Origin of the sequence: Mesorhizobium sp. M7A.F.Ca.US.007.01.2.1, from assembly GCF_003998165.1 — a bacterium.
Lineage (GTDB): Bacteria > Pseudomonadota > Alphaproteobacteria > Rhizobiales > Rhizobiaceae > Mesorhizobium > Mesorhizobium ciceri.
Genome location: NZ_RZQP01000203.1, coordinates 1 through 11,724, shown reverse-complemented (window position 1 = coordinate 11,724; position 11,724 = coordinate 1). Strand labels below are relative to the sequence as shown.

The window sequence follows — 11,724 nt, the reverse complement described above, 5'->3', positions numbered from 1 at the left end:
ATTCAGCGACGTATGCCGAAGATAGCCCGTGAAGCCGTACTTCACGAGTCCTGCGGGCGGTCATAACCGAAAAAGGCGGCGAAAGCAGCAGTTTTTGACCGTGCGGTCAAAAACGTAGACTTCGAGATGTTGGTGCGGCTCAGCCGACGAAGGCGCGCTCGACGACAAAAGTCGCCGGATGGCTCAGCGAGCCTTCCTCGAAGCCGAGACTTTCGGCCAGTTCCTTGACGTCCTTCAGCATATGCATCGAGCCGCAGATCATGATCCGGTCGGTTTCCGGGTTGAGCTTGTCGATGCCGAGATCGCTGTAGAACTTGCCGGAGCCGATCAGCGCGGTGATGCGGCCCATGCGTGCCGATTCCTCGCGGGTCGTCGAATTGTAGAGCGTGACGCGCCCAGTGGTCAGTTCACCGATCAGCGGGTCGCTTTCAAGTGCTGCGACCAGCTCCTGGCCATAGGTCATCTCGGCATTGTCGCGGCAGGTATGGGTCAGGATCAGTTGATCGAATTTTTCGTAGGTGTCGGGGTCGCGCAGCAGGCTGGCGAAGGGCGCGATGCCGGTGCCGGTCGAGATCATGAACAGCCGCTTGGCCGGCGTCAATGCGTCGACCACCAGCGTGCCCGTCGACTTCTGGCGCATGATGACGGTGTCGCCGACCTGGATCTTCTGCAGCTCCGAAGTCAGCGGGCCGTCCGGCACCTTGATCGAGAAGAATTCCAGCTCTTCGTCCCAGGCCGGGCTCGCCACCGAATAGGCGCGGTACACCGGCTTCTCTGCATTGGGCAGGCCGATCATGACGAACTCGCCGGAGCGGAAGCGCAGCGACTGCGGACGGGTGATGCGGAACGAGAACAGCCGGTCGGTGTAGTGCTTCACCGAGACCACGGTTTCGGCATAGACATTGGCCGGAATCGGGAACTGCAGCGGTCGGGCGCCGACGGTGTTGAGAGCGGATGTGGTGTTCATCAAATCCAACCTTCTGGCCCAGCTCACGGACGCGGGCGCCAAACCTTCACCTGCGCGCCCGGACCATTCAGGTCCCGGCGTGCTGTTCGCACACTCCAAAGCGGCAAGCTCTTGTGTCCGGAATTTATTAGTATACAAACGATATTTGCGTCAAGATGCTCCCTTAAAACAGCTTTCCAAACTGACGCATATCCGTAGTCCGCGCATTTCGGGTTTCGACGATGGAAGAGAATATTTCGGCGCAAGCGCGCGATCCCCAGGGAAATGTCGTTGCCGGTATCGATGTCGGCGGCACCTTCACCGACCTGCTCCTGATCGACGGAAGCGATGGCGGCAGGGTGTATCTGGCCAAGACGCCGACCACGGTCGACAACCAGGCCTTCGGTGTCGTTTCGGCACTCGGCGCCACCGGATTTCCGATCGACGGCATCGACCTCATCGTGCATGGCACGACCACCACCACCAATGCGGTGCTCGAACGCCGGCTGGCGAAAACCGGCATGATCACCACGCGCGGTTTTCGCGACGTGATCGAGCTTGGCCGGCGCACGCGGCCGCAGGCCTATGGCATGACCGGCAGCTTCGTGCCGATCATCCCGCGCAATCTCAGGCTCGAAGTGTCGGAGCGCGTCGAGGCGTCGGGTGAGATACGCACACCGCTCGACGAGGCCGAAATGCGCGAGGCGGTGCAGACGCTGATCGCGGCCGGTTGCGAATCCCTCGTCATCCATTTCCTGCATTCCTACGCCAATCCGGCGCACGAGCGGCGCGCCACCGAAATTGCCGCCGAGCTCTGGCCGAACGGCTACATCACGGCAGGCCATGCGCTGCTGTCGGAGGCGCGCGAGTTCGAGCGCGGCGTCACCGCTTCGGTCAACGCCTCGGTGCAGCCGATCCTCGAGCGTTATGTCGAGCGGCTGCGCAAGGAACTGGCTGCAAAAGGCTATGCCCGCGACTTCCTGATCATGAACGGCAATGGCGGCATGATCTCGGCCCGCTTCGTCACACGTGAATCGGCCAAGACTGTCATGTCCGGTCCGGCCTCGGGCGTCATCGCCGCCGCCTACACCGGAAAACGTGCCGGCTTCGAAAACCTCGTCACCTACGACATGGGCGGCACTTCGACCGACGTGGCGCTGATCCGCAATGCCGAGCCGGCTGTCTCGAACGAGATCGAGATCGAATATGCCATGCCGATCCATGTGCCGATGGTGGCGGTGCACACGGTCGGCGCCGGCGGCGGCTCGATCGCCCGCGTCGACGCGGCCGGCCTGATCCAGATCGGCCCGGAAAGCGCCGGCGCCAACCCCGGCCCGATCTGCTACGGGCGCGGCGGCCTCGATCCGACCATCACCGACGCCAATCTGGTGCTCGGCCGGCTGGCGCCGAAGAAGCTGCTGGCAGTCGAAAACCCGGTCACATCAGAGCGCGTCACCGGCATCTTCGAGGAGAAAATCGGCAAGCCGACCGGCCTGTCCGGCGTCGAGGCGGCGGGCGCGGTGCTGCGGCTCGGCAACATGAAGATGGCCGGCGCCATCCGCATGGTGTCGGTGTCACGCGGTCATGACCCCCGCGATTTCGCGCTGTTCGCCTTTGGCGGCGCCGGGCCGCTGCATGCGACTGCCCTGGCGCGCGAACTCGGCCTGCCCAAGGTGCTGGTGCCGGCGCGTCCAGGCATCACCAACGCGCTCGGCTGCGTCGTTGCCGACCTGCGCCACGACTTCGTCAACACCATCAACCAGCCGGTGTCGGTGCTCGACGAAACGCGCCTTCATGGGGTATTGGAACGGCACCGAAACGAAGGCGAGGAGCTGATCGGCAAGGAAGCGGTAAAGCCGGAGACGATCCGCGTCACCCACTCCGCCGACATGCAGTTCGTCGGCCAGACCCACATCATCAACGTGGCGCTGCCGTCCTCCTCGGTGACCCGGGCAACGCTGCAGCAGCTTTTCGAAAAGGCCTATTTCGCCCGCTTCAAGGTCGAGCTGCCGGAAATCCGAGCCAATCTCGTCAATCTCAATACATCGGTCACCGGCGTGCGTCTGGCGATCGATCTGTCGCGCCTGATCGATCCGGCGGGGCGCGCAGCAACGCTGGACGAGGCGCGGCGCGAAATCCGGCCGGTCTGGTATGCCGGCCGTTGGCACGACACGCCCGTATATGCGCGTGAAAAGCTGCCGCTCGATGCTATCATCGAAGGCCCGGCGATCCTCGAACAGATGGATGCCACCACCGTGCTCGAACCCGGCGACCGCGCACGCAGCGACGCTGACGGCAACATCATCATCGACATTGGCGAGGCCTGATATGGCAAAGCTCGACGCCATCACCCTTTCGGTCCTCCAGGCGGCCCTGCAGCAGGTCTGCGACGAGATGGACCTTACGTTCTCTCGCGCCGCTTTCTCGCCGGTCATCGCCGAGGCCAATGACCGTTCCGACGGCATCTATTCGGCTGTCGACGGTTCGCTGATCGCGCAAGGCAGCCAGGGCCTGCCGGTGTTCGTCGGCGTCATGCAGTATTCGACCAGGACGGTGATCGAGATGATCGCCGACGGCCGTTGCCTGCCGCCGGAACCAGGCGACATCTACGTCGTCAACGACCCCTATCTCGGCGGCACCCATCTGATGGATGTGCGCTTCGCCATGCCGGTCTACCGGGACGGCAAGATTTTCTGCTGGCTATCCAACACCGGCCATTGGCCCGACATTGGCGGCTCGGTGCCGGGCGGATTTTCAGCCTCGGCGACTGCCGTGGAGCAGGAAGGCCTGCGGCTGCCGCCGGTCAAACTGTTCAAGAAGGGCGTGCTCGACCCGGAAATCTACGCCATCATCTGCTCCAACATCCGCGTCGCCGACCAGCGCATCGGCGATATCAGGGCCCAGGCCGCCGCACTGCTGATCGGCCAGGATCGGCTGAATGGAATCCTGGATCGTTACGGTGACGAAACTGTTGTCGCGGCGATCGCCGAACTGCGCCGCCGCGCGGCCGAGCAGATGCGCGCCAACATCTCAGCCATTCCCGACGGCACCTACCATTCGAAGGCCTTTGTCGATTCCGATGGGGTGGTCAACGAGCCGCTGATCATCGCGCTCGCCGTCGAAAAACAGGGCGACACGCTGACCTTCGATTTCACCGATTCGTCAAAGCCCTGCGCCGGGCCGATGAACAGCGTGCTGGCGACGACCCTATCCTCGGTCTATCTCGCCATGCGCCACATTTTCCCGGATGTGCCGATCAGCGCCGGCGCGTTTGAACCCCTGATCGTCAAGCGGCCGGAAGGCACGTTCCTCGACGCCAAATATCCGCGGCCCGTCTCGGGCTGCGCCGCCGAGGTGTCGCAGCGCATCGCCGAGGCGGTGTTTGCGGCGATGGTGCAGGCATTGCCGGACAAGGTGACCGCCGCACCCGCCGGTTCCAGCGGCAATTTCGCACTCGGCGGCAACGACCCGGCACGCGGCCGCGACTACGTCATGTATCAGATCTCCGGCGGCGGTTATGGGGGCAATTCAGGCCATGACGGCCTGACCAATGGCTGCTCGACCATCGGCATCTCCAAGTCGCCGCCGGTCGAGATCATGGAACAGGCATTCCCGGTGCTCTACCGCCACTACGCCTTGCGTGAAGGCTCCGGCGGCGCCGGCAAGCATCGCGGCGGTTTCGGCCTCGCCTATGAGGTGGAAATCCTGCGCGGCGACGCCCGCGCTTCCTTCGTCATGGACCATGGCCGGTTCGGCCCGCAGGGCGCGCTTGGCGGCAAGGACGGCGCCGTCAACACGGTGACCGTCTTCCGCAACGGCGAGGAACACGTGCCGCCGCATTTGTCCAAAGAACAGGACATTGCGCTCAAGGCCGGCGACCGCGTGCGCGTCGGCACGCCGGGCGGCGGCGGCTATGGCGATCCGCTGCAGCGCGATGCCGATCTTGTGCTGCGCGACGTGGCGCTGGGGTACTACACATCAGAGGAAGCCACCGAAAAGTTTGGCGTTGTCCTCTCGGCCGGGGAGTTGGCCATCGACCGGACGGCCACCGACAAGCAGCGCGTCGGCTAACACATCACCGATCGCTCGCCTGGTCTGCTCGCCGCGCCGTGATCGCCGCAGCGCATGTCGTTTCCGTCTCCGCCGCGCGCCTGGAAGACCGTAGACTTCCCGCTTTCAACGGGGATCTCGAACATGCGTCTTTTCGGTCGTTTCGTGCTTGCCGCTTCCGTCGCCCTCACCCTTGCCACTGGTGCCGCCTCCGCCCAGGACAAAAAACTCAGGATCGGTACCGAGGGCGCCTATCCGCCCTTCAACTACGCCAGTGCCGACGGCACGCTGGGCGGCTTCGACATCGAGCTGGGGAAGGCGCTGTGTGCTGAGATGAAGGCCGAGTGTGAGTTCAGCGTGCAGGATTTCGATGGCTCGATCCCGGCGCTGCAGGCCGGCAAGTTCGACGCGATCATCAACATCACCATCACACCCGAGCGGGCCGAGAAGGTCGAGTTCACCCACAAATACTACCAGACGCCGCCGGCTATCGCCGTGCCCAAGGATTCGACCATCGCGGGCACGTCGCCCGATGATCTGAAAGGCAAGGCGCTCGGCGTGCAGACCGCGACCATCCACCAGAAATTCGCCGACCAGAAATATGCAGGCTCGACGGTCAAAGCCTATCCGACGGGCGACGATGCCCGCACCGACATGGCCAATGGCCGCCTCGACGCGATGATGGACGGCTCGATCATCCTGACCGAGTGGTTGAAGAAGCCAGACGGCGCCTGCTGCAAGCTGCTCGGCACGCTGACCGCCGATCCGGCCATTCACGGCCCTGGCGTCGGCATCGCGCTGCAAAAGGGCAATAAGGAACTGGCCGACAAGCTCAATGCGGCCATCGACGCGCTGCGCGCCAATGGCAAGTACAAGGAAATCAACGACAAGTACTTCTCCTTCGACGTCTACGGCAGCTGAGACGACAACATGCCTTCCGGCAGCGCCGGCTGGCGCTGCCGTTTTTCTTGAATGATGGAGACTTCCTTGGCTGAGCGGCGTTCCCCTTTCTACAGCAGCATCGTCGGGCTGGGCGCGACCATGGGTCGTGTCGGGGGCGATTTCATCTCCGCTAAAACCTATTCCGGCATTGCCGACGAGCATCTGAACACCCGCAAAAATGTCGGCGTGCAGGATCTCAGCACCATGGGCAAGATGGACATCAAGGGGCCGGACGCCGAGGCGCTGGTCAACCATGTCATCGTCAATAATGCCGCTGCCATGAAACCGGGCCAGGTCCGCTATTCCACGGTCTGCCGCGAGGATGGCGGCATCATGGACGACCTCACCGTGTTTCGGTTGGGTCCGGAGCACTTCATGCTGGTAACCGGCTCGGTCAACCGCCTGAAGATGCTGCCCTGGCTGTTGCATCACGCGCAGGGTCGCAAGGCCTATGTCACCGACATAACCGCAGCCATCGCCTTCCCGACCATCCAGGGCCCGCGCTCGCGCGAACTGTTGAAGGCGATGATCTCGGATGCCGATCTGGACGGGCTGAAACGCTGGTCGTTCACGTCAGGCCACATCAACGGCACGCGGGTGCTGATCTCGCGCACCGGGGTCACCGGCGAGCTCGGCTTCGAGCTGTTCGTGCCGGCCGACGAGGCCGCTTCGGTCTGGGACGCGCTGATGCGGACCGGCCGGGACTTTGGCCTGAAACCCTATGGCGTGCTGGCAATGTTCACGCTGGGCCTGGAAAAGGCCTATCCGGCGCACGGCATCGACATGGACGAGAGCCGCACCCCGTTCCATGTCGGCCTCGACCGCTGGATCAAGTTCGACAAGGGCGATTTCGTCGGCCGGCAAGCGTTGCTCAAGGTCCGCGACAAGGGCCTCGACGAGCAATGGGTCGGCCTGATCCTCGACGGCGACACGCCGGCCGCCACCGATGCCAGGGTCCTGGCCGATGGCGAGGACGCCGGCATCGTCACCTACAGCGATCACGGCTATTCCCTGGGCAAGGTGCTGGCCACGGCGCACCTGCGGCTGCCTTTCACCGCGATTGGCACCGAACTCAGCATAGACATCGATGGCAGGCCGAGCCGGGCGGTCGTGGCGCCGATACCGTTCTTCGATCCCGAGGGGGGGAGGTTGCGCGGCTAACTGGGCTTACCCTGGAAATCATTTTGGTCTCTCCTCAATGGTTATGATATTGTCTCGAAATGAAGTCTCCTAGCTCACGAGCCAGCCGTTCAGCCAAGACCGGCCAGTTCGTGCTGACCAGCGAGCGCGGCGAGAAAATCAGCGCCGTGGAAGGCATGACCTTATCGCCTCGCATGGCGAAATTACTCGCCCTAGGCGTACGACACGGACTGTCCGGTGATGAGCGGCGTTCGCTCATCAAGGAAGAAATCCGCAAGAAGAAATAGACGTTGGTCTACGCCGCTGAGTTCGATCCGCTGTGCTACCCCGGCACGACGGTGCTCATTAACCTGTTGGACATCCGCGACCAGGCTGAGCTTGATGAAGTCGAGCTCGCGCTGTTCCTGACTCGCGCTGACGAGCCATTGCCGGCAGGCGAACTCGACTACCGTCACTATCTCGGCCTGCACCGGCACCTGTTCCAGGATGTGTGGCTGGGCCGGTCAGCCGCGCACCATCCGCATCGGCAAGGCCGGCAATTGGTTCTGCTATCCCGAACACATCGCCACCGAGATGGCGCGGGTCTTTCGCGAACTCGGCAATCCCGACCGCTTAGCTCATCTCGACGGCACCAGCTTTGCGAAGCATCTGGCGCACATCGTCGCGGAGATCAACGCCGTGCATCCGTTTCGCGAAGGCAACGGCCGAACCCAGCTCACCTTCCTTGCGATGCTCGCCGAGCACGCGGGCCTGACATTCAATGACGACATCCTTGACGGGATCGCGTCATTCAAGCCATGATCGACAGTTTCAGCGGTTCAGAAGCGTCATTGCAAGCACTGATAGAAGATATCATCGCCTAGTTCGTCGGCCTAACAATCACCCCCGTCTATCCAGCCTCGCCACCAACCGATCCCCCACCCATTGGATGCCGCAGACCAGGATGATCAGCACGATGACCACTGCGATCATCACCGACGTCTCAAAACGCTGGTAGCCGTAGCGGATGGCGAGGTCGCCGAGGCCGCCGGCGCCGATCGCGCCGGCCATGGCTGACGCACCGATCAGCGTCACCAGCGTCACCGTGAAGCCGGCGACGATGCCGGGCAGGGCTTCTGGCACCAGCACCTCGCGGATGATCGTCCAGCGGTTGCCGCCCATGGCGCGCGCCGCCTCGATCAGCCCGCGATCGACTTCGCGCAGCGACACTTCGGCGATGCGCGCATAATAGGGCGTGGCGGCGATCGACAGCGGCACGATGGCTGCCCATGTGCCGATCGAGGTGCCGACGATCAGCCGCGTCACCGGGATCAGCGCCACCAGAAGGATGATGAAGGGCACCGAGCGGAAACCGTTGATGATGGCGCCGAGCGCCCGGTTCACCCAAAGGCTTTCGGCAATGCCGCCGCGTTCGGTAGCAATCAGCGCCAGGCCGAGCGGCAGGCCGAAGACCAGCGAGATGAGGCCGGAGGCGGCCGTCATCAGCACCGTCTCCCAGATCGAACGCAGCAGAAGTTCAAACAGGATTGGCGACATGGCCAAGCACCTCCACCCGCGCCTGGCGAGCCTTCAGGAATGTGATGATGTCAGCAAGATGATTTGCATCGCTGCCGGGAACCGAAAGGAACAGCGTGCCGACCGGCTGCTGCTGGATATGGTCGATGCCGCCATGGACGAGGCGGAAGGCGCCCGGAACCGCAATCGCAAGGTCGGACAGCAGCGGGCCGCTTGCCGCCTCGCCGGCCACGTCGACGCGCAGGATGGTTTCCGCACCGGCCGCCGGCAGCAGCCGCGCTGCCAGCTCGGCCGGCAGCTGCGGCCTGATGGCGCCGAGCAGGCTGCGTGTGATCTCGGAGCGTGGGTCGGCAAACACCGACCAGACCGGCCCTTGCTCGACGATGCGTCCGGCGTCGATCACCGCCACGCGGTCGGCGATGGAACGGATCACCTCCATCTCATGGGTGATCAAAAGGATGGTCAGGCCAAGCTGCCGGTTGATGTCCTTGAGCAGTGCGAGGATGGAGCGCGTCGTCTCCGGATCGAGCGCCGAGGTGGCTTCGTCCGACAGGAGCAGCGCCGGGCGCGCGGCAAGCGCCCTGGCGATGCCGACCCGTTGCTTCTGGCCGCCCGACAGCGACGCCGGATAGGCCTTGGCTTTCTCCGACAGGCCGACAAGATCGAGCAGTTCGGCGGCGCGCTTCAGCCTCTCGGCTTTCGGCCGGCCCTCGATCTTCAGCGGCAGCGCCACATTGTCCTCGACGGTCTTGGCCGACAGCAGGTTGAAATGCTGGAAGATCATGCCGATGCGCCGCCGCAGCGGCTGCAGGTCGCGCTCGCCGAGCCGGCTGATCTCGCGGCCCTCGATGAACACCTCGCCGGAGTCAGGCCGTTCCAGCCCGTTCAGGCAGCGGATCAGCGTCGATTTGCCGGCGCCGCTGCGGCCGATGATACCGAGGATCTCGCCCTTGCGCACGGTCAGCGAAATGCCGTCGAGCGCCGCCGTCACACCGAAATGGCGCTTCAGGTCGACAAGGCGCACGACATCCTGAGATGCGTCGGGCCGGGTCTGGGTCGGATCGGCGGTCTCCCCGGATGCCGTGATATGCTGGTTCATGAATATTCCTGTTCCCGAAAACGCAATCGCGGCCCGCGCCTGAGCGCGGACCGCTGTTGCTCTCGAACCGGGCTTCCGGCCGAGGACCGGATCAATAGGCGCTGAGGCCGGTGCCCTTGTAGACCTTGTCGAACTCGGCCTTCACCGCCTCGTTCTGATAGGAAGCCACCAGCGTCTTCACCCAGGCCTCGTTCTCGTTACCGGTCTTCACCGCGATGAAGTTGCGGTAGGGATTGTCGGCGATAGGCTCCTGCGCGATGCGGTTTTCCGGCGACAGGCCGCTTTTCAGCGCCCAGTCGGTGTTGACCACGGCCGCATCGAGATCCTCGACCGAGCGGCCGACGATACCGGCGTCAAGTTCCTTGATCACCACCTTCTTCGCGTTCTCGGCGATGTCGGCGGTGGTGGCCAGAATGCCGGTGCCATCCCTGAGCTTGATCACGCCCTCGTTCTGCAGCACGCGCAGCGCCCGGCCTTCATTGGATGGGTCGTTGGGCACGCCAATGACCGCGCCCTCGGGCAGGTCGGCAACCTTGCTGAACTTCTTAGAGTAGAGGCCGATCGGCCAGACGCCGGTATAGCCGACACGGACGATGTGGTAGCCTTGCGTCTTGATCTGGTTGTCGAGATAGGGCTGGTGCTGGAAGGCGTTGGCGTCGATCTCGCCGCGCTCCAGCGCTTCGTTGGGCTGGGTGTAGTCGTTGAATACCACCGTCTCGATGGCAAGGCCCTTTTCGGCGGCTTGCGCGACGACGACGCGCCAGACGTCCTCGTCCTCGCCGCTGATGATGCCGACCTTGATCGCCTTCTTGTCCTCGGCAAACGACGCATGCGGTGCAATCAGGCTGCCGATCGCGACGACTGAGGCGAACAGCAGAGCAAGGCCACTGCGCCGGTTGACGGTTGACCCGGGGGAAGATGGCAAAGTGTTCTTGAAGTCAGTCATGATTGATCTCTGCGGTTGTGAAGTCATGGCAGCGAGGCGGATTGCCTAGCCTTGGTCGCATCCTCAGAAATTCTATCAAGTTTATCAAAGAACGCGTTTCGCCATTCTCGCCAAAGCCGGGAATATTCTCTCAAAATTTTCAAGAGCGTGAGCAAAAGCCGCTGCTTGGCCGGCCGCAGCGGATCGCGGCGCGATCTTGCGCGCGTCTGGAGGTCGTCAGATTCTCAGAGAGCTCAGCGTGCCGTCAAAGCGCGATCCAGGCCGCCTTCAGTTCCAAATATTTCTCCAGCGCGTGCAGCGACTTGTCGCGGCCGAAGCCGGACTGCTTGACGCCGCCGAGCGGCACGGTGATGTCGGCGCCGCCATAGGTGTTGACGTGGACGACGCCGGCATTGATGGCGCGCACCATGCGATGCGCGGTGGAGAGATTGGCGGTCCACACCGCGGAGGCAAGCCCGTAGACGGTCGAATTGGCAAGCCGAACCGCCTCCTCCTCGGTCTCGAAGCGCATGACGCCGAGCACCGGCCCGAACACCTCCTCGCGCGCCAACTGCATGTCCTGCATGACATTCTCGAAGATCGTTGGCGCCATGTAGCTGCCACCGGTCTCGGTCAGCATCCGCTGGCCGCCGGTGACGAGACGGGCACCTTCTTCCGTGGCCCTGGCGACGAAACCGAGGTTCTTGTCCAGCTGTTCGGCGCTCGATACCGCGCCGACATCGCTGGTGAGATCAAGCGGATCGCCGACTTTGAGCCGCATGGTTGCCGAGAGCAGTTCGTCCATGAAGCGGTCGTAGACCGCTGACTGGACGAGAAGCCGCGAGCCGGCGACGCAGACCTGGCCGGAATTGCGGAAGATGCCATTGGCCGAGACGACCGCTGTCTGTTTCAGGTCCGGGGCGTCGGCAAAGACGATGTTCGGCGACTTGCCGCCGAGTTCGAGGAAGACGCGCTTCAGATTGGAGCGAGCGGAATATTCGAGCAGCCGCCGGCCGACCGGGCCGGAACCGGTGAAGGCGATGGCGTCGACATCCATATGCAGACCGAGCGCCTCGCCGGTGACCGCGCCAAGCCCGGTGACGACGT

General features: G+C 63.6%; 11 protein-coding genes. 5 read left to right on the top strand and 6 right to left on the bottom strand.

Features of this window, described 5'->3' with window-relative positions; translation table 11 throughout:
* Nucleotides 1-139: 139 nt before the first annotated feature.
* Nucleotides 140-967 carry a ferredoxin--NADP reductase gene (locus EN949_RS27215; RefSeq protein ID WP_063169685.1) on the bottom strand — a complete coding sequence of 276 codons (828 nt, stop codon included), beginning with the start codon at nt 965-967 and terminating at the stop codon, nt 140-142.
* A 221-nt stretch (nt 968-1,188) separates the two neighbouring features.
* On the opposite strand from EN949_RS27215, the gene EN949_RS27210 reads away from it, so the two are divergent.
* The 4 genes from EN949_RS27210 to EN949_RS27195 all read left to right on the top strand — a co-directional run bounded on the left by EN949_RS27210 (nt 1,189) and on the right by EN949_RS27195 (nt 7,099).
* The gene (locus tag EN949_RS27210; protein WP_063169686.1) at nt 1,189-3,273 is read left to right on the top strand and encodes a hydantoinase/oxoprolinase family protein; all 2,085 of its coding nucleotides are present in this window, start codon (nt 1,189-1,191) and stop codon (nt 3,271-3,273) included.
* A gap of 1 nt (nt 3,274) precedes the next feature.
* A complete protein-coding gene (locus EN949_RS27205; protein ID WP_063169687.1) occupies nt 3,275-5,017 on the top strand; it encodes a hydantoinase B/oxoprolinase family protein in 1,743 nt (580 codons plus the stop codon).
* Between the two features lie 123 nt (nt 5,018-5,140).
* On the top strand, nt 5,141-5,917 hold the full coding sequence (locus tag EN949_RS27200; RefSeq protein WP_063170417.1) for an ABC transporter substrate-binding protein: 777 nt from the start codon (nt 5,141-5,143) through the stop codon (nt 5,915-5,917).
* Nucleotides 5,918-5,968: 51 nt separating this feature from the next.
* A complete protein-coding gene (locus EN949_RS27195; RefSeq protein ID WP_063169688.1) occupies nt 5,969-7,099 on the top strand; it encodes an aminomethyltransferase family protein in 1,131 nt (376 codons plus the stop codon).
* A 191-nt stretch (nt 7,100-7,290) separates the two neighbouring features.
* On the opposite strand, the gene EN949_RS36725 is transcribed toward EN949_RS27195, so the two are convergent.
* Nucleotides 7,291-7,548, bottom strand: coding sequence for a hypothetical protein (locus tag EN949_RS36725; protein WP_244514377.1), 258 nt, complete (start codon nt 7,546-7,548; stop codon nt 7,291-7,293).
* Nucleotides 7,549-7,564: 16 nt separating this feature from the next.
* Here EN949_RS36725 and EN949_RS37300 point away from each other — a divergent pair, with 16 nt between their 5' ends.
* Nucleotides 7,565-7,879 (top strand): Fic family protein, encoded by a 315-nt coding sequence (locus EN949_RS37300; protein ID WP_335919019.1) that lies wholly within the window; start codon nt 7,565-7,567, stop codon nt 7,877-7,879.
* Nucleotides 7,880-7,957: 78 nt separating this feature from the next.
* Here EN949_RS37300 and EN949_RS27180 read toward each other — a convergent pair whose 3' ends face one another.
* The 4 genes from EN949_RS27180 to EN949_RS27165 form a co-directional block, all read right to left on the bottom strand.
* On the bottom strand, nt 7,958-8,614 hold the full coding sequence (locus tag EN949_RS27180; RefSeq protein ID WP_027161152.1) for a methionine ABC transporter permease: 657 nt from the start codon (nt 8,612-8,614) through the stop codon (nt 7,958-7,960).
* Nucleotides 8,595-9,692: a methionine ABC transporter ATP-binding protein gene (locus EN949_RS27175; protein WP_127366375.1), complete on the bottom strand. Its 1,098-nt coding sequence runs from the start codon at nt 9,690-9,692 to the stop codon at nt 8,595-8,597. Before EN949_RS27175 ends, EN949_RS27180 begins: the two co-directional genes overlap by 20 nt.
* 91 nt (nt 9,693-9,783) lie before the next feature.
* On the bottom strand, nt 9,784-10,638 hold the full coding sequence (locus EN949_RS27170; protein WP_013528557.1) for a MetQ/NlpA family lipoprotein: 855 nt from the start codon (nt 10,636-10,638) through the stop codon (nt 9,784-9,786).
* A 244-nt stretch (nt 10,639-10,882) separates the two neighbouring features.
* The coding region (locus tag EN949_RS27165) for an aldehyde dehydrogenase family protein (protein WP_127371835.1) at nt 10,883-11,724 on the bottom strand (842 nt) is incomplete at its 5' end.

Coding starts and splice junctions, on each gene's coding strand:
- EN949_RS27215 (WP_063169685.1), bottom strand. CDS start 967: ATGAACACCACATCCGCTCTCAACACCGTCGGCGCCCGACCGCTGCAG.
- EN949_RS27210 (WP_063169686.1), top strand. CDS start 1,189: ATGGAAGAGAATATTTCGGCGCAAGCGCGCGATCCCCAGGGAAATGTC.
- EN949_RS27205 (WP_063169687.1), top strand. CDS start 3,275: ATGGCAAAGCTCGACGCCATCACCCTTTCGGTCCTCCAGGCGGCCCTG.
- EN949_RS27200 (WP_063170417.1), top strand. CDS start 5,141: ATGCGTCTTTTCGGTCGTTTCGTGCTTGCCGCTTCCGTCGCCCTCACC.
- EN949_RS27195 (WP_063169688.1), top strand. CDS start 5,969: ATGATGGAGACTTCCTTGGCTGAGCGGCGTTCCCCTTTCTACAGCAGC.
- EN949_RS37300 (WP_335919019.1), top strand. CDS start 7,565: ATGTGTGGCTGGGCCGGTCAGCCGCGCACCATCCGCATCGGCAAGGCC.
- EN949_RS27180 (WP_027161152.1), bottom strand. CDS start 8,614: ATGTCGCCAATCCTGTTTGAACTTCTGCTGCGTTCGATCTGGGAGACG.
- EN949_RS27175 (WP_127366375.1), bottom strand. CDS start 9,692: ATGAACCAGCATATCACGGCATCCGGGGAGACCGCCGATCCGACCCAG.
- EN949_RS27170 (WP_013528557.1), bottom strand. CDS start 10,638: ATGACTGACTTCAAGAACACTTTGCCATCTTCCCCCGGGTCAACCGTC.